This window comes from Paraburkholderia sp. 40 (assembly GCF_050434105.1).
GTDB lineage: Bacteria > Pseudomonadota > Gammaproteobacteria > Burkholderiales > Burkholderiaceae > Paraburkholderia > Paraburkholderia tuberum.
In genome coordinates this window covers 728527-751388 of the sequence record NZ_JBNPVY010000002.1, presented here as the reverse complement: position 1 = coordinate 751388, position 22862 = coordinate 728527, and the positions used below count along the sequence as shown (strand labels likewise).

The 22862-nt window shown below is 60.5% G+C and carries 16 protein-coding genes and 6 pseudogenes; 13 read left to right on the top strand and 9 right to left on the bottom strand.

Going from position 1 to position 22862, the window contains the following annotated elements; genetic code table 11:
* The first annotated feature begins 13 nt into the window (after nt 1-13).
* The 7 genes and pseudogenes from OKW28_RS04645 to OKW28_RS04615 form a co-directional block, all read left to right on the top strand.
* Entirely contained in the window at nt 14-802 is a 789-nt protein-coding gene (locus OKW28_RS04645; RefSeq protein ID WP_429443978.1) for an IclR family transcriptional regulator, read from the top strand.
* The gene (locus tag OKW28_RS04640; RefSeq protein WP_429443977.1) at nt 750-1562 is read left to right on the top strand and encodes a 2-keto-4-pentenoate hydratase; all 813 of its coding nucleotides are present in this window, start codon (nt 750-752) and stop codon (nt 1560-1562) included. Before OKW28_RS04645 ends, OKW28_RS04640 begins: the two co-directional genes overlap by 53 nt.
* Before the next feature lie 13 nt (nt 1563-1575).
* Nucleotides 1576-2469 (top strand): fumarylacetoacetate hydrolase family protein, encoded by an 894-nt coding sequence (locus tag OKW28_RS04635; RefSeq protein WP_429443976.1) that lies wholly within the window; start codon nt 1576-1578, stop codon nt 2467-2469.
* 28 nt (nt 2470-2497) lie between these two features.
* The gene (locus OKW28_RS04630; RefSeq protein WP_429443975.1) at nt 2498-3193 is read left to right on the top strand and encodes a hypothetical protein; all 696 of its coding nucleotides are present in this window, start codon (nt 2498-2500) and stop codon (nt 3191-3193) included.
* Nucleotides 3194-3287: 94 nt separating this feature from the next.
* Complete coding sequence (locus OKW28_RS04625; RefSeq protein WP_429443974.1) at nt 3288-4859, top strand: UxaA family hydrolase; 1572 nt, start codon at nt 3288-3290, stop codon at nt 4857-4859.
* A gap of 558 nt (nt 4860-5417) precedes the next feature.
* Entirely contained in the window at nt 5418-5621 is a 204-nt protein-coding gene (locus OKW28_RS04620; RefSeq protein ID WP_429443973.1) for a hypothetical protein, read from the top strand.
* 91 nt (nt 5622-5712) lie between these two features.
* Nucleotides 5713-6042: pseudogene (locus OKW28_RS04615) on the top strand (aldehyde dehydrogenase (NADP(+))); the annotation flags it as partial.
* Between the two features lie 598 nt (nt 6043-6640).
* Here OKW28_RS04615 and OKW28_RS04610 read toward each other — a convergent pair.
* A pseudogene (locus OKW28_RS04610) lies at nt 6641-7005 on the bottom strand (transposase); the annotation flags it as partial.
* A 73-nt stretch (nt 7006-7078) separates the two neighbouring features.
* On the opposite strand from OKW28_RS04610, the gene OKW28_RS04605 reads away from it, so the two are divergent.
* Nucleotides 7079-7285 carry an AMP-binding enzyme gene (locus OKW28_RS04605; protein WP_429443972.1) on the top strand — a complete coding sequence of 69 codons (207 nt, stop codon included), beginning with the start codon at nt 7079-7081 and terminating at the stop codon, nt 7283-7285.
* A gap of 321 nt (nt 7286-7606) precedes the next feature.
* Nucleotides 7607-9162, top strand: a pseudogene (locus OKW28_RS04600) (IS30 family transposase).
* A 301-nt stretch (nt 9163-9463) separates the two neighbouring features.
* Here the strand turns inward: OKW28_RS04600 and OKW28_RS04595 are convergent.
* From OKW28_RS04595 to OKW28_RS04575, 5 genes and pseudogenes are all read right to left on the bottom strand, one after another.
* Nucleotides 9464-10282: pseudogene (locus tag OKW28_RS04595) on the bottom strand (IS5 family transposase).
* 311 nt (nt 10283-10593) lie between these two features.
* A pseudogene (locus OKW28_RS04590) lies at nt 10594-10857 on the bottom strand (IS110 family transposase); the annotation flags it as partial.
* A gap of 869 nt (nt 10858-11726) precedes the next feature.
* Complete coding sequence (gene tnpC, locus OKW28_RS04585; protein WP_116117423.1) at nt 11727-13307, bottom strand: IS66 family transposase; 1581 nt, start codon at nt 13305-13307, stop codon at nt 11727-11729.
* A gap of 30 nt (nt 13308-13337) precedes the next feature.
* A complete protein-coding gene (tnpB, locus tag OKW28_RS04580; protein ID WP_090812713.1) occupies nt 13338-13694 on the bottom strand; it encodes an IS66 family insertion sequence element accessory protein TnpB in 357 nt (118 codons plus the stop codon).
* Nucleotides 13670-14233 carry a transposase gene (locus tag OKW28_RS04575; protein ID WP_429442848.1) on the bottom strand — a complete coding sequence of 188 codons (564 nt, stop codon included), beginning with the start codon at nt 14231-14233 and terminating at the stop codon, nt 13670-13672. Before OKW28_RS04575 ends, tnpB begins: the two co-directional genes overlap by 25 nt.
* 297 nt (nt 14234-14530) lie before the next feature.
* Between OKW28_RS04575 and OKW28_RS04570 the strand changes: the two genes are divergently transcribed.
* From OKW28_RS04570 to OKW28_RS04560, 3 genes are read left to right on the top strand one after another with little or no spacing between them, the layout of a single operon-like run.
* Nucleotides 14531-14998: a hypothetical protein gene (locus OKW28_RS04570; RefSeq protein ID WP_429443971.1), complete on the top strand. Its 468-nt coding sequence runs from the start codon at nt 14531-14533 to the stop codon at nt 14996-14998.
* Between the two features lie 9 nt (nt 14999-15007).
* The gene (locus tag OKW28_RS04565) at nt 15008-15715 is read left to right on the top strand and encodes a P-loop NTPase (protein WP_429443970.1); all 708 of its coding nucleotides are present in this window, start codon (nt 15008-15010) and stop codon (nt 15713-15715) included.
* Nucleotides 15705-16442, top strand: a complete 738-nt coding sequence (locus tag OKW28_RS04560; RefSeq protein WP_429443969.1) for a hypothetical protein — start codon at nt 15705-15707, stop codon at nt 16440-16442. The genes OKW28_RS04565 and OKW28_RS04560 overlap by 11 nt, the downstream gene beginning before the upstream one ends.
* Nucleotides 16443-16803: 361 nt before the next feature.
* On the opposite strand, the gene OKW28_RS04555 is transcribed toward OKW28_RS04560, so the two are convergent.
* From OKW28_RS04555 to OKW28_RS04545, 3 genes and pseudogenes are all read right to left on the bottom strand, one after another.
* Entirely contained in the window at nt 16804-17637 is an 834-nt protein-coding gene (locus OKW28_RS04555) for a DUF932 domain-containing protein (RefSeq protein ID WP_429446850.1), read from the bottom strand.
* A 744-nt stretch (nt 17638-18381) separates the two neighbouring features.
* Nucleotides 18382-19533 (bottom strand): annotated as a pseudogene (locus OKW28_RS04550) (IS30 family transposase); the annotation flags it as partial.
* 477 nt (nt 19534-20010) lie between these two features.
* Nucleotides 20011-21579, bottom strand: coding sequence for a PQQ-binding-like beta-propeller repeat protein (locus OKW28_RS04545; RefSeq protein ID WP_429443968.1), 1569 nt, complete (start codon nt 21577-21579; stop codon nt 20011-20013).
* 506 nt (nt 21580-22085) lie between these two features.
* On the opposite strand from OKW28_RS04545, the gene OKW28_RS04540 reads away from it, so the two are divergent.
* Entirely contained in the window at nt 22086-22355 is a 270-nt protein-coding gene (locus OKW28_RS04540) for a GNAT family N-acetyltransferase (RefSeq protein ID WP_429443967.1), read from the top strand.
* The last annotated feature ends 507 nt before the right edge of the window (nt 22356-22862 follow it).

Below are 22862 nucleotides of genomic sequence, written 5' to 3'. Positions count from 1 at the left end.
TGAGGCGCGCTGGATGCGCATCTCCGATATCGCCGCCGAACTCGGGCTGGAGAAAGGCCCTGCCCATCGGGTGCTCGCGCAACTGTGCGAGCAGGGGTGGGCGGAGCAGGATGAACAGACGTCCCAGTACCGTCTGACCTTGAAGCTGTCCTTGCTCGGTCAGCGGTACCTGCATGGGCTCGGTCTGCCGGGTCTGGTGCAGCCGATCCTTGACGAAGTCGCCGCGCAGTGCCGCGAACTGGTCCGGCTGACGGTCGTCAACGAAGGAACCCTCGCGTGGCTGGCAGCGTCCCAGGGCGCGGCGCCGGGCCTCATGTATTCGCCGTCCATGCACAGCCCCATCGTCTTGCATGCCACATCGGTTGGCAAGGTGTGGCTGGCTGGAATGCCGAACGACCAGGCGATCGAATACGCCCTGCGTGGCGGACTTGGAAAAGCGTCCGCCGCCGGCGCATGGACGCCGAAGGCAATCACCAGCGTCGAGCAGTTGATTCCGGAGTTGGAGCGGACCAGGCAGCGTGGCTATGGCCTTGTCGTTGAAGAGGCCGAGCCGGGTGTCGTCGCACTGGCGGTGCCGGTGCGTTCGCTGCCTGACGGTGCGGTGGTGGGCACGATGAGCATTGCCGGGCCGGTCACACGGGTCAGCCGGAGCGTTACGAGTCCTTTTACGCGCTATTGCAGCAAGCGTCTGCCAAGCTGGGTGCCGTATGGCCGCGCCAGAGCGTCGGTGCGCATGTGGTTGAAGCGGCATGAACACACCGGGAGCACATCAGGCTATCGAGCGAATCGCCGCGTTGGATGAGCAGGCAGCACGCCTTCTCGTCGCGGCGCGCGGGCAAGGCACGCTCGCGGAGCGCCTTCCCGTCGAACTGAGACCCGTGAATCCGGACGAGGGTTTCGCGATCCAGCAACAGGTCGGCGATCAGCTCGGCCAGCAGGCTGGCGCGTGGAAATGTGCGCTGCCGCCGGCGGGCAAAATCATCGCCGCACCCATCTATGACGCCGTCATCCATCGAGGCGCCCAATGCCGCATTCGCGCGGTGCGTGGGCAGTCTTCTGTAAGAGCAGAGCCTGAACTCGCCTGTTTGCTGGATCGCGATCTGCCGCCACGGCGCGAAGCATACAGCGAAGCGGAGGTGCTCGAGGCTCTCGGGAATGTTCACCTCGCGCTCGAACTGCTGGGCAGTCGCTATGTGCATCCGGAGGCACTGACGTTTCCTGAATTGCTGGCAGACGGTCTGTTCAATGCCGGTCTTGTCATTGGGCCACGCGTTGAGTTGCGCGACGGCGCGACGGCGGCCGATCTCCCTGTCGAATTCACCGTCAGTGTGACTTGCGCCGGACACAAGGCGGTCAGTTTTGCTGGCCGCCACCCTGATCGCAGCGTGCTCGCGCCGATCGTGTGGCTCGCCAACTTTCTCCGCGTCCGCGGCCTTGGATTGCATGCCGGCCAGGCTGTGATCACGGGCTCCTACGCGGGCGTGCTCGAGTTGCCGATCGGCTGTGAGTTGCATATCGGCTTTGGTGATCTCGGCACATTGCCCATACTTTTTTCGTCTTGATAGGAGTATTCAAATGCGTCTCGTCCGTTTCGGCCAGCCTGGTCAGGAGCATCCCGGTGTCATCGATTCGAGCGGCGCGATCCGCGATCTGACCGGCGTCGTCGACGACATCGACGGAACGACCGTTTCGCCTGCGGCCCTTGCAAGGCTGGGCGAACTCGATCTGAATCGCCTGCCCGTCGTGGCAGCGGGCACGCGCCTTGGCGCGTGTATCGGCAATGTCCGTAACCTCGTGTGCATTGGTCTGAATTACACCGATCATGCCGCTGAAACCGATACGCCGATCCCGCGGGAACCTGTCGTGTTCAACAAGCATACGGGTTCGATCAGCGGCCCGAACGATCCGGTCATCTTGCCGGCAGACGCGCAAAAGCTGGATTGGGAGGTCGAACTGGGCGTGGTGATCGGCAAACCCGCCTGGCAGATCGATGAAGCCACCGCGCTTGATCATGTGGCGGGTTACTGCCTTGCCAATGACGTTTCCGAACGCACGTATCAGCTCGAACGCGAAGGTCAGTGGACCAAGGGCAAAAGCGGCTTCTCTTTTGCCCCGCTCGGCCCGTGGCTCCTCACGCGTGATGAAGTGCCCGACCCGCAGGTGCTCGACCTGTGGCTCGACGTCAACGGCACACGTCGTCAGACGGGCAACACACGCACGATGATCTTCAACGTCGCGCATATCGTGGCGTATCTCAGCCGCTTCATGCCGCTGATGGCTGGCGACGTCATCATTACCGGGACGCCTCCCGGTGTCGGCCTCGGTCAGAAGCCGCCCGTCTTTCTGAAAGCGGGCGACACCATGACCCTCGGCGGCAGCGGACTCGGCGAGCAGAGCCAGAAGGTCGTGCCGTACGCGGATCCGTTTGGCGTGGCATGGGGCCGCGGCGAATATCCGTTGGCACGATAGAACGATTCAATCTGTAAAAGGAGGAGATATGAGCCTTGCTGGAACGGGCGTCGTCGCGATCTGGCATGGCCTGCTGCCGGAAGCGAAGGATGAATTCTACGAGTGGCACAACCGCGAGCACATGCCGGAACGCGCCGGGATTCCGGGGTTCAGGCGCGGCCGGCGCTACATTGCGCTGGATGCGGGCCCCGAGTACTTCAATCTGTATGAAGCCGACACCGTGGAGGTGCTCGGCGCGCAGGACTACCTGCTTCGGCTCAATTCACCGACGCCATGGACGAAGCAGGTCGTCGCCTCGTTTCGCAGCGTGGCCCGCTCGATCTGCCATGTGGCGTATTCCGACGGTGTGGGGCAGGGCGCCAGTCTCGTGACGGTGCGCTTCGATGTGCCTTCGGCGGCGCGGGCCGATGTCGTGAAGGGATTGCGTCAGCAGGTCTTGCCGCCGCTCGCCGACCGGCCGGGCATCACGGGTGTGCACCTTTGTCTGGCCGACGAGGCCGTCAGCAAGGTAGAAACTGCCGAGAAGAAGGCGCGTTCGGAAGGCACCGAGGTGCCGACATGGATCGTGATGATCGAAGGATGCCGCGCCGACTATGTCCGCACAGCAGTGGACGCTTTCCTTGCCGGGCTCGCTGCTTTGCCCGGGGCCGCTGCAGTTGCGCCGGACGCCACGCTCTATCAACTGGAGTACACGCGCTGCAAGACGCCGTGGAGCGCTGGCTGAAACGTCGTTTGAACACGGCTGCACGGCACGTCACGCGACGTCGCGCAGCCGGCCCCGAAAATGTCGTCACGTTGAGAAACGAAGGAGTAGTTCCATGTCGTCCCCTGTTGCGGGCACGTCCGTCGCATCGACCGCGCTCAGGCCGGTTCGCGTCATTCGGCTCAATCCCGCTGACGATGTCGTCATCGCCCTCGATCAGCTTATGTCCGGCGCGGTGCTGGATGGGGAAGCGGTGACGGTCTCGGGATTGATCCCGCCCGGTCACAAAGTGGCGACACGCGACATCGACGAGGGTGAAGCGGTGCACCGCTATGGCCAGATCATCGGCTTCGCGAGTCAGCCGATCAGTGCGGGGCAGCACGTTCACACACATAATCTTGCGATGGGAGAATTTGCCCGTGACTACGCATTTAGTCAGAGCGTGCGTGCCAGCGTCCCTTCAACTGAGCCCGCGACATTCCAGGGCATTGTGCGCGAAGACGGCCGTGTGGCTACGCGCAATTACATCGGCATCCTCACCTCGGTGAATTGCTCGGCCACGGTCGCGCGAGCCATTTCCGACTATTTCCGCCGTGACATTCGTCCGCACGCGCTGGCCGCGTTTCCGAATGTCGACGGCGTCGTCGCACTCACCCATGGTTCCGGTTGCGCCATCGACTCGGAAGGCGACGGTCTCGCGATCCTGCAGCGCACGCTTGGCGGCTATGCATGCCATCCCAACTTCGCGAGCGTGCTGGTCATCGGCCTGGGCTGCGAAACGAATCAGATTTCGCGGCTGCTCGAAACCCAGGGGCTCAAAGAACACGACCGCTTGCGAACCTTAACGATTCAGGACACCGGTGGCACGACCCTGACAATTGCAAAGGGTATCGAACTGGTTCGGCAGATGTTGCCCTACGCTAATGACGTTAAGCGGGAAACGGTTTCGGCAAGTCATCTCACCATCGGCCTTCAATGTGGTGGGTCGGACGGATATTCGGGCGTCACGGCCAATCCCGTGCTGGGTGCAGCCGTCGATTTGCTGGTGCGGCAGGGCGGTACTGCGATTCTTTCGGAGACGCCGGAGATTTATGGTGCCGAGCACCTGTTGACCCGCCGCGCGGTAACGCCCGAAGTGGGACAGAAACTGGTCGATCGCATCCGGTGGTGGGAAGCGTACGCGCAGCGGCAAGGGGCGCAGATCAACAACAATCCGTCGGCGGGCAATAAGGTCGGCGGCTTGACGACCGTTCTCGAGAAATCGTTGGGCGGCATTGCAAAGGCAGGTTCGACGAATCTCGTCGAGGTGTACGAATACGCCCAGCCGGTTAAGGCGCGCGGCCTGGTGTTCATGGACACGCCTGGCTACGACCCGGTGTCGGCTACCGGCCAGGTTGCCGGCGGTGCGAACCTGATCTGCTTCACGACGGGACGCGGTTCGGCTTACGGCTGCGCTCCCTCGCCGTCGGTAAAGCTCGCGACAAACAGCGCACTCTGGCAACGTCAGTCCGACGACATGGACCTGAACTGCGGAGAAGTGCTGGAAGGGAGCGTAACGATCGAGCAACTTGGCGCAGTGCTGTTCCAACTGCTGCTCGACGTGGCCTCCGGGAAACGTTCCCGTAGCGAGCAGCACGGTTACGGACAAAACGAATTCGTCCCTTGGCAAATCAGCGCAATCATGTGAGCCGCCGGTGTCCGGCATAAGTAGAGCGCATGCACCGCACTGATGTTCAGCAATAACCCAGGTTGGAGAAAGATAGATGCCATTGAATGACCGATCCGCGCTGCCTGACGATCTGGAGCAGGCCGTGCTCGTGGGGGCGCATGGTGCCCGGCTATCGGCGACCCGCGTCCTGTCGCTGTTATTGGTGGCGAACTGGTGGATGTGTCGTCGGTCGCGCTGACGACCAGCACGTTGCTTGAGCAACCAGAAATCGGCCTTCGGCTGAAGGAGGGCGCTGCGAACCCGCCGAGGCTAGCGGCACTGGACCCCGTTCTTGCCAATTCCGCCTTCGATCGACGCGATCCGTCCACCCCTGGCTTATCGCACCATGTGACCTTCAGGCGGTCAAGGCGAGCGGTGTGACGTTCGTCGAAAGCCTGCTGGAGCGGGTGATCGAGGAGCGCTCGGGAGGCGACGCGAGCCAAGCCGACGAAGTGCGCGCGCGTGTCATGTCCGTGCTGGGCGATCGGCTCGCAAGCGTTCGCCCGGGGTCTGCGGAAGCCGAGGCGGTGCGCCACGTTGTTTGCACCCACCGCGGATCGCGGCGTGCCGGGGCAAGGATTCACGCATCAGATCGGCGATACGGTGACGATATCGAGCCCGCGATTCGGAGCGCTCGTCAACACGGTCAACTATTCGCATCGCATTGCGCCCTGGGAGTTTGGGGTCGGCGCACTGCTCGCGAGCATTCTTCGTCGGAATACCGGGAAGGCGGGGGCGTAGTCGCTTCATTGCCCATGGGTCCGCAGATATTCATTGGGTATCAGCGGACACGGTTCCGATTAAACGTGCAGTCTTATTTGAGAATTTAGTTATGCGAATCGAAGGAAAGATGTTGATAGGCCACGAGACTGTTCTCCGCACGAACGGTTCGATCCGTGCGATCCACGCGGCAACCGAGGAGGTGATCGAACCGCCGTTCGGGGGCGCGGCCGATGCCGACCTCGAATGCGCCTGCGCCCTGGCCTGGTCGGCATTCGACACCTACCGGGAGAGTTCGCTCCCGGCTAGAGCGGACTTTCTTGAGGCGATTGCGCAGAACATCCTTGATTTGGGGGATGGCCTGATCGAGCGCTGTGTCGCAGAAAGCGGTCTGCCGCGTGCGCGGGTCGAGAGCGAGCGCGGTCGCACAGTTGGTCAGCTAACGGGTAATGCCGGTGCAGGAAAGGGGCCTCAGTTCAAGACAAGCGCAACACGTAGTGAGGGACCTGGAGATTGGGCAACCTTCTATGAGCAGGATGTTGTCAAGGCCTTTCACGAACTGACTGGCGAATCATCGGTCGAGCCTCCTTCTGCGCCTTTGTGTGAAAGCGCGTAGCTGGGTCAAGGGCAGGCGAAGCCTGGCGCAGCGGACCCTTGACGCTGCGAAGGGGCGGCGATATGCTGGCGTATGTTGGCGAGCGCGAGTTATAGCGCTCGCCAACATAAAGCGCATTTTGCGCCTGCATATTTCAGCGGAGTTCCACTGCGGTCAGCAGTTGCTGCGATCCGGTCTAGGTCGCTGGTCTGAAGCCGGTCATCGCGCGCGTAAGACTCCAGCGTCTCACAACCTTCTCTCCGCTGGCACCCGGCCAGCCTCATCCTGTATGCGTGTTACGCTGGAATTTTTCCAGGAGCATGCCGCATCTATAAAATCGGCTACGTCGGTAACCAAGGTTGCCCACGGGCATGTTCACTTCAAACGGCCAATGCGCCGGGCTTCGGAACCGTGCATGATGGTGGTATTGCGATACCTTGCTGACTCAGGCTGATTTCAGCTGTGCGCCTTGGGGTATCACGCCATCCATCAGATAGCGCACAGCGCAACTGCGAGGCGCCGCGCCACCGCGACGATTGCAATGCGCCTCGCCCGGCAAATCGGTCCGTGACCTGCGTGCGCTGGTTGAACCACTGCGTCAGCGCACTGCTAGGCTGGTAGGGCAGCCAGGACAACGCCATCTTGATCAGCAGGGCGCGCACCCGTCGGTTGGCTTGCTTTGCTTGCTGATTCCCTGGACCAGCTGGCTCTCGCCGCTGTCGTAAGTTGCGGCACCAGCCCTACGCACGCGCCCGCCTGGCGCTGGTTGTGGAACTCCCGCCAGAACAGTTCGAGTGCGAGACGCGCTGAACGGCATGCTGGGTGTCGACCTGACGCAGATTCACGGGCTCGGGCCTTACGTGGCACTCAAGCTCATTGCCGAATGCGGCAACGAATGTCCCGCGGGCCGAGCGCGAAGCACTTCACGTCATGGCTATGCCTGGCGCCTGGCAACAAGATCTCAGGCGGCAAGATCCTGTCCTCGAAGACACGACTTGCGGCGTACAAGGTTCCGCGAATCGTCACGTTTGTTGACGACCTGCCAAAAACGGCATCCGGAAAGATCTTGCGACGTGCACTGCGCCAATAGCATGTGCGTGGCGTTCATAGAAGAGGCCTGTTTCCTTGATCGAGTGCGTTGCGTCGCATCGCACCCGACAGGACGGTGGCATAAGGACAAGGAAGGAGAAGTGGATGGCGAGTGGTGCGAAGTCGCTGCGCTTGATGGGCCAATGCGTACAGTCGGCCACAACCTGACGTTCAGGGAGTGGGAGTACCAGCCGTTTGAACGGGCCGCCCCCGAGTACCAGCCGTTCAGCACAACCATATGGACGTCTGCAGTTGGCCGAGATGGTGTGTGAAAACGCATTGATCGCCTAAACCGAATCAACGTACTGAGACCAGGTGACTCATGAAGCGATTCGTTGAAGGCGATGACCGCAAGCAGGTCGCACTGCTACCCGAATGCGTAGATGACTACATCGGGCAGGACAATCCTGTCAGGGTCATAGAGGCCTTCGTCGACGAATTGGACCCTGTGGACCTTGGTTTCAGCGGCACCACGCCGGCGATCACGGGCCGCCCGTCGTATCACCCAGGCGTGATGCTCAAGATCTACATATACGGGTATCTGAACCGGATACCGTCCAGCCGGCGTCTAGAGCGCGAATGCCAGCGCAAGGTCGAGCTGATGTGGCTGACAGGACGTCTGGCGCCAGACTTCAAGACGATCGTCGACTTTCGCCGCGACAACGGCCCCGCCATTCGCAACGTATGCCGTCGTTTCGTCGAACTATATCGCGGACTTAAGCTGCTATCCGGCGACATGGTGGCAATCGACGGCAGCAAGTTCAAGGCTGTGAACAGCCGTGACAGGAACTACACCGCAGGCAAGATCGACAAGCGTCATGAGCAGATCGAGGAAAGCGTGCAGCGATATCTCGACATGATTGAAACCGCAGACCGGACCGGTACGACAGGTTTTGATGTGAAGACCGTGCACCTGTACGAGAAGATCGCGCTGTTGCGCCAGCGGATGCGCCACTACGTGCAAGACCGTTTGGAGGGCAAGGTTCGCGACGCTGATGGTCGTGAGATTTCTGGGCCTCGGCAAGCGCCGTTCAAAGGAAGAAACAAACCGCATCGCGGTGATCGCAAATGGGTCAATGGCTGGTCGCCCGAACAGATTTCCAAACGGCTGTAGATCGACTTCCCGGATGACGAATCCATGCGTATATCTCACGAAGCCATTTACCAAGCGCTCTATATCCAGGGCCGCGGTGCTCTCAGGCGCGAGCTGCTCAGCTGTCTGCGCACGGGGCGGGCGTTGCGCGTACCGAGGGCCAGGGCACAAGCCAAGGCCTGGGCGTACGTTAGCGAGAATGTGATGATCTCTAGCCGGCCTGCAGAAGCGCAGGATCGTGCTGTGCCAGGCATTGGGAGGGTGACCTGATCATCGGCCTGAACCGATCTGCTATTGGGACGCTGGTGGAGGGATCAAGCCGTTTCACCATGCTCGTGCGCCTGCCTCGGAAGAAAGGCTATGGGTTGACTCCGCGGACGAAGAACGGCCCGGCGCTGGCTGGCTACGGAACTGTCACGATGGCCAATGCGCTCAAGAAGACCGTGACTGACATGCCTGCCCAGTTGTGGCAGTCATTGACTTGGGATCGTGGCAAGGAACTATCCGATCACGCCCGCTTCACCGTCGAGTCCGGGGTAAAGGTATTCTTCGCCGACCCGCACAGTCCATGGCAGCGTGGCACGAACGAGAACACGAACGGCCTTCTGCGACAATACTTTCCAAAGGGCACATACCTATCCCGTTGGAGCGCTCGAGAGATCCATGCCGTTGCCAATGCACTGAATACCAGGCCCCGGAAAACGCTTAATTGGAAGACTCCTGCCGAAGCCCTGGACGAATACCTAAAATCTGTTCAACAATCTCGCGTTGCGACGACCGGTTGAATCCGCCCCTTGAACATGCCTGATTCCCTTCCTTTCCGTCGAGTTTATACACGACCTCTTGGAAGGCGAAATTTCGGGGGAAGCTCAGGTTTCAACGCTGGCACTGCAGCGATGCAGGCATAACGAGCACCGAATAGCAGTACACAAGTTAAGGAAGGTCTGCAAAACCCGCATTTGAAGCGTTGCCTTTCACATTGAGCGCAGCCTCGGCGTTCAGATCTGTGTTGATGCGTAGATTGCAGGATTTTTCCGTGCGCCGGAGCGTTCCAGCCAGACATATGGCCGTCATTGGCCCGCTGTTTCAAGCTTTGCGCAAAGCTCTACGCGCCATCCATAAATTGCCCAAAGCAAACAGCGTAGTGATCTGGGCAGTGTTCTTCATCAAACCGCGATAGCGGGTCTTCATGTAACCGAACTGCCGCTTGAGGATACGAAACGGGTGTTCGACCTTGGCCCGAATACCCGCTTTCAGGCGTTCGATCTGATCGTAGATCGCGTCCAATGAATCACTCAGATCCAGTTTCCTGCGCTTTGCCGGTCGCATTGCAACATGCCATGGACCAGGCCCGAGTCGGCGTCCACGCCGATATGCATTTTCATCCCGAAGTACCAGTTGCCACCTTTCTGCGTGGATTGCATTTCCGGATCGCGCGTTTTGGAGTCGTTCTTTGTCGAACTGGGTGCGGCAATCAGGGTGGCGTCGACTGCCGACCCGGCCTTAAGCATCAGGCCTTGCGCCGTCAGGATTTCATTGACCAGCGCCAGCATTTGCATCGCCAGCCCGTGCGTTTCCAGCAGATGGCGGAACCAGAGAATTGTGCTTTCATCCGGCAAGCGGACCATCTCGCCGTCGAGACCCGCGAACTGGCGATAAAGCGGCACGTCATAGAGTGCCTCTTCCATAGCAGGGTCTGACAGACCGAACCATTGCTGCATGAAATGAATCTGTAGCATCGTTGCAATCGGGAACGGTGGCCGACCGGTCTTGCCTGTGGGATAGTGCGGCTCGATCAGCGCAATCAGCTTCAGCCAGGGCACGGACGCGTCGCATCTCATCGAGAAATTCCCGCTTGCGCGTGCGCTTCGTTGACAGATCCAGACCAAGACCAAGCTGCGTCATCACGTTGCTCCTCATCTAATTCGCTCTGTTTCCAGGATAGCTCAGCAGCAACGCAAAGCCAGGGCTTTTGCAGACTTTCCTTAACCAACTGGTTTTGCGACCGCTGACAGCTGATGACGTGAACGGCACAGTGGCCCAACGAAGAACCCGAAATGAATTGGCTCGTATATGAAGCCGCCGTCGTTCTGAGGTTCGTTGGGCGCGACTCTCATCGTGGCGCGGGGAGTGATCCCCTTCAAGACGCCGAATAGATTCAATCAAGCCAATCACAACATTAAAAGTCAGTGTTGCAAAAACGGGGAGGACCATAGATTCTTGTTCGACTTCACGAACTGCCGCACGAACTGGGCAGCGATGAGCCGCACGTCGCGGCCAACCCGCGCCAGGACGCGGGCCCAGTGATGCGCGCTGCAACAGGCCTCGATGACAACACGGCTCGCAGGCCGGTTGGCGAAGAACGGCACGAGCTGGGCGCGTTTGAGTACCTTGCCGTGAATCGCGCAAGACTCAGGCTCGACATAGTGAATCTGGAAAACGTGCTTGGCCAGATCTATGGCAATGGTCGTGGGTTCCATCAGGTTCTCCTTGACGGCAGGACTGCCGAACCTCCAATGTCTCACGCTCGGGGCGAGAGCCTGCTGCATCGGACGGCCCTGAAGGCAAGAGGCGACCATTCCGTCTAAAAAGCCGCAACCCTGACATTTCAATCTGGCCTCAACATTGAATGTTCTTCATGCCATATCCTATGGTCGTGTTCTGTGTAGGCTCAGTTGGACATCCAGTTCAGTGCGTCGGGGACGAATACGACGCGCACGACCACGACGACGACGCGGAGGCTGCGCTGACGACCCTCTGGAATTCAGGCGTTGGCCCCTTGGGCGCCTGAAACCGGCGATAGCCTATCCTGCCGTTACTGGTTTTTATGTCTTTAAGATCGCCGTTCGCGAATCCGGTGAGTGGGCCTGACCATGGTCGAGCGGATAGATGGACTACCGCTGCAAAACGCCGTGTCTGGACGCGCAGGAAAAACGCGTGGCCCGCGCTGGAAGATGAAACATGCGCAGTGAAATGAACAGGACGTCGCATGGACATCTCCGGCCGTTCGCGCGAGTAAGCTGATCCACTTGGAACACGAAAGCTAAACGCCGAGCGCAGCATGCAAAACCATTCCGGTCATGCTTCGCGCAAAAAGACAGCCGCTCCGATGCACGAGGGTGTCAATGCTCGCGCAGGTTAAACGAGTCTGCTCCCGTGTGGCAGCGCAGGAAAACCTTGTCTGCCGTGCAGGTTTCAGCAGGTCCTGCGATCACCTGACATAGTCTCGTGAGCCACGAATTTCAAAGACAGTCAGTCGCCAACGAACGGTGATTGATCGTACGCGATCCATTGACGACACCCCTCAGAGTAAGGGCGCGGTTCTCATGAGATGTGTTACAGGGCTCAGTCAGCGGAGATCGATGGGCATCTTCCAGGGCAAGAGCGCGTCGTAGTCGTCGACGGTCTGTGCCAGCGGGAGACGCTGTAATAGCCAGGTGAGATAGCGATACGGATCAATGCTGTTCGCCTTGCAGGTTTCGACCAGTGAGTAGAGATTGGCGCTCGCGTTTGCGCCATCGACGGTGTCAGCAAACAACCAGCCGCGGCGTCCCAGGCAGAACGGGCGAATGGAATTTTCGCAAGGGTTGTTCGATATGGGCCAGTTGCCGTCTTCAACGTAACGGATCAGCTTCGGCCACTGCCCGTGCAGATAGGTCAGCGCCTTGCCGAGCAGACTGTTGGGCACGACGCCAGGCGAGTGCTCAAGCATCAGCTTTTCGATAACATCGAGTACGCACGCGCTGTATCGTCGTCGCAATCGCTGTCGTCGCCCAGCCGTCCACGTCTGGCTTCGCGCTTCGGCCGCGAACAGTTTTCCGATCAGGCTGATGAAGCGTGTCGCGAGCAGATCGGGCGGGCGCGCTGCTTTGGGGACATTGTCTTCCGCCTTCACAAAGTACCGTCTTGCGTGCGTCCAGCATCCGAGGTGCACGAGCTGGTACTGTTCAGCGATGCCGTTGTAGGGTTCGTATCCATCGGTCATCAGGGCGGCACCTTTACGGACACCGGCAAACAGCCTGTCAGCCAGCCTGGCGCCACGACCTGGCGTATAGGTGAAGCAACGGATGGGGATGCCCGAACCGGTCATCTGCGCCCACAGATAGCTTTTCGTTTGCGGCTTTCGCCCTTGCTCCTTCAGGACCTGGAACGTCGTCTCGTCGCCGTAGATCAGTTCGGCATCGAGCAGCGCATCGCGCATCAGGTTGATGACGGGTTGCGTCGCAAGACCGACGCGGACCATGCTCGCGGCAATCGTGTTCGACGAGATGTCGCCGCCGAAGCGACGCAGCAGACCGGCCTGGCGATAGAGCGGCATGCCGAACTGGTACTTGCCGGTGGCGATCCACGCGAGCGCCGATTCACTCAGCAGCCCACGCGGGATGATACGGGGCGGTGCCGGCGTAACCTTGATGCCGAGATCGCAACATGGGCAGGCGTACTTGATACGCTGATGCTGGGTGACTCGCAACTGCTCGGGAATGACATTGAGCTGCTCACTGATCTCGACGCCGATCTCGACGAGCGCGTGTCCGTCGTGATCGCAGAAGCGCTCTGCCTCAGGGAGTTCGTGTCGCACGACATCACGCGGCAGATTGGGATCGAGAGGCTTGCGGTGGCCGCGCTTCTTGCGCTTGTGGGCCGCGACCTCGGTTCCGGGGGTATCTTCCTGCGCGGGAGTGGCGTTCGCGCCGAGCGCTTCGGCTTCGTTGAACAGGCCGAACTGGTCCGAGGCGCGCGCTTCGCTTTTCGCGCCAAACAGTTCGCGACGGTAAGCGCGCAGTCGTTCCTCGGCGAGATCGCGCTCAGCTGTCACGAGGCGCAGTGCGCTGCGAACCTCCTCATGATCGCGCTGAAGCGAACCATAGGCCTCTCGCATCGCGAGCAGTGCCTTGAGTTCGTCGGCGTCGATGATCACGTTGATCGGCATACCGCTTAGACCGGCACGCCGGTGACGTGTTCAGCTCACGCGTGCATAATTTCGACTGGGATGTCGCTGGACTGCGGCAATGTCGATGCCCTCGATAAGCCAGTGCAACTGCTCGACGCTCAGTGTCGCGACCCGGTTCGCGCTGTCAGGCCACACGAAGCGATCGTTTGCCTCGAGTCTCTTGAGCATGAGCCAGAAACCGTTGCCCTGCCAGCCCAGGATCTTGATGCGATCGCATCTCCGGTTGGTAAACACATAGAGCGAGGAATCCATCGGGTTCAAATGCATGGCCTGCTCCACGAGAATCGACAGGCTGTTCATGCCATACCGGAAGTCGACGGGTTCCCGATGCAGGTAGACCTTCAGGCCTTCGTCGAACCGGAACACGGCATCCTCCCCAGCATCTGGACCACGGTGGTCAGTTCGTCGATGCTCGCCTCGCCGAGATCAAACTCGACGCCGTTGGACAGTCGCACATGCAGTGCGAGCGTCAGCGATGGCGATGGCGATGGTGACGGCGGTGCGGTTGGCAGTGCTGGTGGTGCTGCAACGACAGGCACGAATGCCGTGGGCGAGGCGACAGGTGGGGAGCGTTTGCGCGAACCCGGGATGTCAATGGGCGCGCCATCAATCACCGCGAGCGCGCCCTCCAGTACGATTTCCTCCGGGGCATGCGGACGTTCCTGTTCGCCGGTAGCATCATCCTGCGATGCCGGCGAGATGCCTTTCTCGCGCTCCAGAAGGTACTTCGTGATCCACTTGCGTAGCAGGTTGGCGTTGATCCCGTGCTCCTGCGCCAGGCGGGCAACCGACACGCCAGAACGCAGCGCTTCCTCAACGAGCGCACGCTTGCCTTTATCGTCGTAACGACGGCGACCGTCGCTGCTGCGTCGAACTACTCTTAACTCTGGATCTTTGTCAGCCATAGGTGTCCACCTCCGGATAGGTGGACACCTATGCTCCTCGCTCCTGTCCCCAGCGGCTAGACGCCGAAAATGGATCGCTTACGATTGATCGTTAGATCGGAGGCGCGACGTCGCTGCACATCTTCGCGTGCAATTGAAGGCACTGCCGCTCGCGACGGAGCAAAAAAATTTCTGATTCCGGGCAATTCCGGTCCGCTCCTGGACGTTCCGATACCTCGAATTGGGTCTGTTTTCAGGGATTGACGACCGTTAATCTCCTCCGCAAGATGGCATGAAGGCAGTGTGTTGAGGCGGGTCATGCCGCTCGTGAAGAGCTTTACTCAAGCCCAATGGGACGCTGCGGCGCGCCGTCTCGACGCGCTGCCGGAAAAGCCTGCGCACGAGCATCGCGTCAATGTGTGCGATGCGGTGAAGTCGATGCAACCTCAAATCAGTGGCGCGAAAAGGAAAGGGTACACGCTCGAAGAGATCGTCCAGCAGCTGGCGCAGGAGGGCGTGGACATCAGTACCAGCACGTTGAGGTACGCGATTCAACGCGCGACGAAGGAAAGCAAGTCCGAGCCCGTGGGAAAGAAAATCACGACGACGACTCCGACGGTAGCATCGCCTCGCGCCAAGAAGCCCAATCAGACAAGGTCGTGGAGCGCGGACAGCGCAGAGAAGGAATCCAGGCAGGATGGGGGAAAGACAGTGACCACGCCGGGGTCAATGGTGATTCGGGATGCGTTCTCGTTCGAGATCACGCCCGATATCGAAAACCTGTAGAGGGCTCATATGGCAACGACTTATCCCATTTATCTGGTCGGTGGCAGCAAGGGCGGTGTTGGCAAGAGCTTTGTTTCACTCGCGCTGGCCGATTACCTGCAGCGGCACGACTTTCCTGTCGCCCTGGTTGAAACCGATACTTCCAATCCAGACGTGATGAAATCCGTCCAGGACGAGATGCATTGCATCGCCTATAGCCTGGACGAGGCAGACGGCTGGATCGGTCTTGTCAACTTCTGCGACGAACGCCGGGACGCCGCCGTCATCGTGAACACGGCGGCTCGCAGTCAGACGGGTGTCGCACGCTTCGGTGCGACACTCGCCAGTACGCTCGGCGAATTGCGGCGTCAGCTCGTCGTGCTGTGGGTGATCAACCGGCAGCGCGACAGCCTCGAGCTGCTGCACGCATTCAGTAAGACATTTCCCAATGCGGTGACGCACGTGGTGCGAAATGGCTATTTCGGCACGCCCGACAAGTTCGCGCTGTATCAGTTATCGCAGCTTCGCAAGACCATTGAGGCGAGAGGGCACTCACTCGATTTTCCAGATCTTGCGGATCGTGTGGCCGACGAACTTCGGAGTCGGCGGATGTCCATCCGCAAGGCGTCGGAAATGATGCACATAGGGGAGCGAGCGGAACTATTGCGTTGGCGGGCGTTGTGCGATGTCATGTTCGCGAAGGCGATCGGCGCCGACGGGACCGCCCATGAGCAGTAGACGATCGCAGCCGGTTGATCCGCTCATGCGCCTGTTTCATGAAATATCCGGCGATGTCCCGGACGAGGCTAGTCTGGCCCGTATGCGTCGAGTATCGAGCGTACTGAATCTGCAAGAGAACGACGCGCTATGGTCGATCATCGCGGTGCTCGAATACTATGCGCGCCTGTATGAGGGGATGCCGGAACGTATTCGGTGGGCGAGCGAGGGCAGTCTCGAAGCCGCGCGCCGAGAAGTCGGCGGCGCGACCGATGCTCTGATGCAACAACACCAGGATGCGCTTGAGCGGTGCAAGTCGACGATCCAACTCGCGGAAAAGCTGATACGGGAACATGAGGCGCGGTATCGGGCTGCGCTGGCGAATCTCAATGAGGCGGCGCTGACGGTTTTGACCGTGCGTATAGCAAATCGGGTCGCGCGCTCGGCAGGTAATCGGCTGATTGGCGCAGCTGCAATTTCGGGGCGCGAGCAGCGTGAGCGGCTGGATGATGCGATTGGCGCGTTCGGACAGGCAACTGATGCAACGGTGGTGCGGGTGGATGCGATGGCGACAGGGATGGAAAGGCGTTTTGCACGCTCGATGCGCCGTCTATTGCTGATGGGCGGAGCCGTGCTCTGCCTGATGTTACTGGTCGTGGACGGTTTAGTGGAAGGGGGGGCGGGTGGTCATACGGCGGGCGCGAATTGTCGCGCGGTGCAGTTGCGGCAGGCACACGGCGGCCCCTAGAGGGTGCTGCCGCCTGCTGTGCCGCGTCATCAGTACGAGGCGAAGCTTACGCGTCGCGAAGGGCAGCCTTGCGCCGTATTCACTATGGCGGCAGTCGGGAAGGGCCACGCCGGCTGTGCGCTGATTCCGCGTCGTCGTCGTTGCTGTCCCGCGAGTTTCCTGTGTCGCTTCCGGTAACGGAGTCGTCCTCATCCACGTCGTCGCGGACGGCCCACGAGGGTATGGTCGAAATCTCGCGAACGGTGAGGACTTCCGGGACCCGTGCGACTTTCGCGGGCCGCAGTTCGGCGGTGGCAGCGGCGTCGACCTGCTTCAGCAACGGGGGAGAATGGGCGGCGCGAGTGCGCCGCCCCACGGTCGGTTACACCTTCATCTGGCGCATGGCGTCCGCGAGCATCCAGAGGGCACGGTTCAGCTTCACGTTCTGATCGATGCCGGTGATGGGACGCGTGGACATGGCGCGCCCGCTGCGAGAGCGCCCGTGCAGGCCGCCTTTGGTGAGGTTTTCCTGAATGCGGTTGAAGACCGTCCACAGATCATCGCGGCGATCCTCGTAACGGCGCGGCGCGAGCAATTGGCTTTCGGTGATGGGGGCGGGTGCTTCGGCGTCGCTCGGGTCGTAGCGCAGCGCGAGCGCGGAGCGGGAGAACGCGTGCTGTTCGTCGCGGTCGAGCGTCACGGCGCGCATGCCTTCCTTCTGCTCGCGGATCAGGTCGAAGCCGTCGAGCACGTCGAACGCGCCATTGATCACGTTCTGAACGACGTTGCCTTTGTGCGGCACACGGATATCGGCGATGTTCTCGCCAGCCACCATGCCGTTTTGGCACACAAACCGGAACGTGCCTGCGAGCATCTGGTAACTGCTCGTGCCGTCGTGCGAGTTCAGCAGCACGATTTCGTCGGCTTCCTCGCCGGTGATCTGGTCGGCATGGCGCAGCCGGAGCATATGCTTGGTGAATTCGCGCTTGCCCTCATCGCGCACGCGGGTCTGGCAGATCATGAACGGCTGAAAGCCTTCGTTGCGTAGGCCGCGCAGCACGTCGATGGTGGGAATGTACGTGTAGCGTTCCGAACGGCTTTCGTGCTTGCCGTCCGCGAAGATGGTCGGGGCAACACGGCGAATCTGATCATCTGAAAGGGGCGAGTCAGCGCGCAGCATCGGGGAGCCGTAACGGAAAGAGGAAGCGAGTTGCATGGCAGTCTCCACAGTCAAGGTTGAGGACCTGAACCGGGCGAGGGGATGTGACTTGCCGTTGCGGCTGGACACCTCCCGGTGGAACTCGGGGTTGGCGTTGCTGCCGCCAGGGTCCCGGGTTCCCGCCCGTGCGACTGGAGGAGCCGATAGCGGGCAGGCGTCAAGGAAAAAGGCGAGGGAGGGGTGCGGGCGACACGGTCCCTCGCCCCTTGATGCCTGCCCGCTATCGGCTACGGTCGCGGGTCAAGGGCGGGAACCTGGGAGCCGGGTGCATGCCATGCCACGAGTTGACCGGGTGAGGGTGCCGCGCGGCAGGCGCGGCAGCGTGGCCGTGCCGGCCACGCCTGGCTAGGAGGGGACGGGGTTGTCTGCTGCGCCCCGGATGGACGCCTGGAACGGGTGAGGCGCGGCACTCTGCTCAACGCTCAGCGCGAAAACCCGGCCTCGCCGCATAAACGAATTTTGACTCCCGTTACGATCGGTACGGATCGCAGCGGTGTCAACGGCGGGTCACCCATGTCCAGCGGTCATTCGCTGACACCGGGCTGGCCGCAGCTCTTCGGCCAATGCAGACGCTCAGCTACCGACATTCATCGGGCGGCTGCATAGTGCTAACCGGCCGTTCGCCCGAGCCGGCTCCGGAGCGGCAACGCTCACATAGGCGAACGCGTACTCACGACCCGCTCCGGCCGCCGAAGATCGTGCCACCTTAATGGCAGCTTCCCGGGGCGGATTCAACCGGTTCGATGCAATAGTTCGATGGAACCGTTCAGCCGGCGTTTCGTAATCCAGTGTCTTCCTTGGACGCTCGTTCAGCCTTCGAGCCACGGCATTGAGTTTGGCCTGTGAGTAGACCGACAGGTCGATGCCTTTCGGGAAGTACTGTCTCAACAGGCCATTGGTGTTTTCATTCGAGCCCCGTTGCCAGGGGTGTTTCGGATCGCAGAAGTACACGGCAATGTCGGTGGCAATGGTGAACTGCTTGTGGTTCGCCATCTCTGATCCCCGATCCCAGGTAAGCGATTTATACAGTTCCTTCGGCAGCTTTCCGGCATGTCTGATGAGCGCATTGACTACTGTTTCGCTGTCCTTGCTGGCGATCTTCACCAGCATCACATAGCGCGTCTGACGCTCTACAAGCGTTGCAATCTGGCTACCGCCACTGCCACACAGGAGATCGCCTTCCCAGTGTCCCGGCACCGCACGGTCTTCCACGGTGGCGGGGCGTTCACGGATTGATACCGCCTCACGGATCCTGCCGTGATCGTCCGTTTTCTGGGTGTGATGGCGCGAGCGACGCATGGCCCGGGTGCGCCGTAGATGCTCCAGCAGTTCTTTCTTCAGTGCACCCCGTGCCTGAATGAAAAGACTGCGGTAGATGGTCTCGTGTGACACGTGGTAGTCCTCGTTGCCCCGCCAGGCTCGCTTGAGCCATCCAGCAATCTGCTGGGGCGACCACTGCAACTGGAGCTTGTCGGCCACGATATGGGCCAGCGTCCGGTGCTCGACCAGTTTGCAGACTTTCGGGCGCAGCGACCGATCCCATGCCAGCTGGTCGGCGTGGCTGGCCCGATAGCCGCCCTGCCCACTGTTGCGCTTGATCTCGCGACAGATCGTGGACGGTGATCGCGACAGTCGCCGGGCGACTGACTGAATCGAATCACCCGCGACGAGGCCTCGCGAAATCTCCTCGCGTTCGGCAAGCGTCAGCGCCAGCCTGGATCGCTGGCGGGGTGCAGGCTGGATTCCTCCAGTTTGCGCCAGAATTCCCTGTACTGACGAGTGATTGCGCTCAAATAGCTGGGCGATGTGCTGCAACGACTCGCCTTGACGCCAGCGTTCCCACATCAATGCCTTCTGGCTTTCGCTGTAATAGATCCGGCGCCTCTGTTTCATTTGCAACACTCCCGCCGCTCATGCGACGTTCATTGTGTTGCATCGACCGGTTGAATCCGCCGGATGCAGCGGACGTCCGCGCGCATGTAGTCGCCGGCAAGTTTTCGGATTGTGATCGTTAAGCATCACGTCCCACAAACACTGTCGAGTTACCGCGTTTGCGAACGCTACGTTTAAACGTCCGGCGCCGTAGAGTAGCTGTTCCGGTCAGACTGCGCGGGCCGCGCCGGCTTCGCCTCTCTTACGAGCTCGACTAACAGCAGCAAGAACCACGTATTGGCTCGAAGACAGGTTGTCGAACGGAAGGGCTCGCTTCGAGCGTTTCGGCAACGATGAACTGGAAAGAGTGAGCGCTCGCGTTCGCCGATTCGCCGAGAAAGAAGCAGGCCGCCGTCGGCGACGTCAACTTCGTCACGTTGTGCAGCGAGAATCCGCAGTCGGTCGGGCGGGCGCCCGTCTCGCATATGCCGTACCGCCTCAACGCAATGCCGCGCTCGAAGACCGCTCGAGCAGCCTGAATGCGTGCACACCACCGCCCGTACCATCGTTCGTGTACCCAGAACCAACGAACACCATGTCGCCAACCGGCGTGGCTCCGGAATCGACCGATCCAGGAGGCTTCATCGGGAAGCTCATCAGCAATGCGCCAGTTCGCGAGTCGTAGGCGTTCAACGCGGGGGGCTGCAAGAGTCCAACGGTGCCATTGAAGACGACGCCGTCAGCAAGTGCGGTTGGCGCGAAGCTCGGGTCCATGGACTGCTGCCAAAGAACACCGCCTCCACCTAGGTCAAGGGCGTGCATGGTCGGTTCCTGGATGAACGTATCGCGAGAATTCTGTCGATCGCAAAGCCCGGTCTGCATCTGCGTGTACACATTACCGTCACCAATACCCGTTGCGCTGAAGATTCGAGATTCGTCAATAGCTGCACCGCCATAGAAGCCCCCCGCGTTTCCGCCGAAGACGACGTTCCTCGCCCACACAAGCTTGCCACCGGGGTTACGCGTAAGACGCTCAAGCAGGTAATACGTCCCGTCCTTTTGGCCTACGCCCACGTACTCGCCTTGGTCGGTCTGAATAAGATTAGGCGAGGCGCCGAAGTCGAAGTCGCAGAATTTAGGATCGCTCACGCGAGGTCGAAATGCCCAAACGAGTTGCCCCGTACGGCTATCCAGGGCGATGACGGCCTCATGATATGGCGCGGTCGCAGCATTGTTGCAGTCGCCGGTTCCGAAGAAGACGAGGTGGCGATCAACGTCGATCGCCGCAGACGACCAAACGCTGCCACAGCCACGATTTCGCCCACGCGCGACATGTCCCTTCACCAATAGCGGCTGCCCGTTAGCGCCCAATATCGGGTCGACCTCAAAGCGCCACCGCATTGCGCCGGTCTCGCTATCGAATGCCGCGAAACCCCCGCGGTAGTGATTGGCGCCGGGCGTCCAGCCAACGAAGACCATGCCTTCGAAGACGGCAGGAGATGAGTAGATTTGCGACGGATCCTTGGCATCGGAGGCGCAAGCCGGCTCGTCCGGGTTACCACAAACGACACGCTTCCAGCGCAACGACCCGTCCTTCGCATTCAAACTATAGAGAGTCTTGCCAGCAGCAAAATAGACTTTGCCCGCGATCACGGCCGCGGACGAAGTGATCAGTCCACCTTGACTAAAAAAACGCGGGGGCGGTTGCTGCCCGGACGCGAGACATTGTGGCGGGACGGGTATCAGTGTGTTCTGGCAGTCCACCTGGAACTTCCAGCGCATCGCTCCGGAGTGCGCATCGAGCGCATAGAAGAAGCCGTCCCACGAGCCGATGTAGATCACGCCATCGACGACGGTAGGCGATGCAGTGATGGCGTCCCCAGTAGGGAAGGTCCATACCTCTCGAAGGTTTGCAACGTTCCTGGGATTGATACGGGAGCCCGGATTGCTGAAGGTGCGCTCCAGATTCCGGCCGTACATCGGCCAGTCGTCTTTACCTTCGCGTTCGCCATACGTAGTGGCCGGCACAATCAGAGCGAGAAGAACGGCAACTATCCAGATCCGCATGATTGTTCTCCCGATACAGTGAGGCTGAACGGCAATCGAATCGCTTCATGATTGTCCACGCTGATCGCACTGCCCATGAAGGTCACCCGCCCAATCGTGTAACCCAAGAAGTCGAATTCCCCTTCCGGCACCGTACAGATTTGTGTCTCTCCATCCTGGCACCTCTACGGGCACTTCGGCCTCGTTCGTCTACAGGGGCCTTGGTAGTGACCATGGGCACAAGTTCGTGGCTTCGTGTCGCGCTACTCGGTGCAGTTCTCATTTTGAACGCGGGATTTTCTCATGCCCAGAGCGTGTCGGCGCAATGCCCTGGACTCCCGCAGCCCCGATCGAGCGCGCCAGCTTACCAACAGAAATTGTAGGTCACGGCTGCGGTGCTGAAGGGAGATAGCTTCCGTTCAACCCTACATCTTGGCTGCCCAAGACGATCGCGACTGGTGCACCGCCCGGCCGTCTGTGGCGGAGATAGGTTCACCTTTCGTCAGTACTCGCCGCTCGGATTTTAAGTGTCAGCGCGCTTGGACGGTGACGTCGTCAGAACCGTTTTCGTCGCGCCTCGTCATCAGCGCAAAGGCGTCGGCACGCGGCTAATGCATATCCTCGAGGATTACGCCCGGGATTCCGGCATCAGATCTATGAAGGTCCCCTCCTCCGTCACCGCAAAGAGCTTCTATGCGCGGTTGGGCTTCCAGGCACTGGGCGAGCAGTTCCATAGTGATGAACGAACCATCATCAGGGAGCGAATTTTACCCACGAGTGATCGTTCGGGTGAGTGATGGAAGTAGCAATCGAGCACGGTGGTGCCAACGGCCTCTGTGGCCGAGAAGGCGACGCCTCCAAGCAACTTACGAATGGCCGGTGTGTCAGTGGAAGGGACGCTCAAACTCCCGCATGGGCCTCGGGCGAACGACCGCAGACGGCCGCCTGCTGCCCGACGCGCGGCCGTAGCCGACCCGCTTCTGACATTCAACGGGACGCCGCCCCGACGGCAGCTTTGAAAACTGGATTGGTCATTCGGTCGATCACGCCGGCGGTACCTCCCGCCAATGTGACAGTGCTATGAAAACTTCCACTATTGAATTTCCATCTGCCTTTGGGGCAGCAGCGGCCCATCTCCAATTGGCGGAACACCGTCAATGTCGGTTGCCGTGAGTACGCTGCTCGGCCCGGACTGTTTGACCAAGGCTGAACGCTTGCGGGAATTGGCAAACCGCTCACTAACGAACCGCACGGTGCGGGTAGTGCCAAAGGCGTTGACCACTGAATTGTGGTCAATCCAGCCC

Coding starts and splice junctions, on each gene's coding strand:
- OKW28_RS04645 (WP_429443978.1), top strand. CDS start 14: ATGCGCATCTCCGATATCGCCGCCGAACTCGGGCTGGAGAAAGGCCCT.
- OKW28_RS04640 (WP_429443977.1), top strand. CDS start 750: ATGAACACACCGGGAGCACATCAGGCTATCGAGCGAATCGCCGCGTTG.
- OKW28_RS04635 (WP_429443976.1), top strand. CDS start 1,576: ATGCGTCTCGTCCGTTTCGGCCAGCCTGGTCAGGAGCATCCCGGTGTC.
- OKW28_RS04630 (WP_429443975.1), top strand. CDS start 2,498: ATGAGCCTTGCTGGAACGGGCGTCGTCGCGATCTGGCATGGCCTGCTG.
- OKW28_RS04625 (WP_429443974.1), top strand. CDS start 3,288: ATGTCGTCCCCTGTTGCGGGCACGTCCGTCGCATCGACCGCGCTCAGG.
- OKW28_RS04605 (WP_429443972.1), top strand. CDS start 7,079: ATGCGGCAACGAATGTCCCGCGGGCCGAGCGCGAAGCACTTCACGTCA.
- tnpC (WP_116117423.1), bottom strand. CDS start 13,307: ATGCCGATCAACGTGATCATCGACGCCGACGAACTCAAGGCACTGCTC.
- OKW28_RS04575 (WP_429442848.1), bottom strand. CDS start 14,233: ATGGCTGACAAAGATCCAGAGTTAAGAGTAGTTCGACGCAGCAGCGAC.
- OKW28_RS04570 (WP_429443971.1), top strand. CDS start 14,531: ATGCCGCTCGTGAAGAGCTTTACTCAAGCCCAATGGGACGCTGCGGCG.
- OKW28_RS04565 (WP_429443970.1), top strand. CDS start 15,008: ATGGCAACGACTTATCCCATTTATCTGGTCGGTGGCAGCAAGGGCGGT.
- OKW28_RS04560 (WP_429443969.1), top strand. CDS start 15,705: ATGAGCAGTAGACGATCGCAGCCGGTTGATCCGCTCATGCGCCTGTTT.
- OKW28_RS04555 (WP_429446850.1), bottom strand. CDS start 17,637: ATGCAACTCGCTTCCTCTTTCCGTTACGGCTCCCCGATGCTGCGCGCT.
- OKW28_RS04545 (WP_429443968.1), bottom strand. CDS start 21,579: ATGCGGATCTGGATAGTTGCCGTTCTTCTCGCTCTGATTGTGCCGGCC.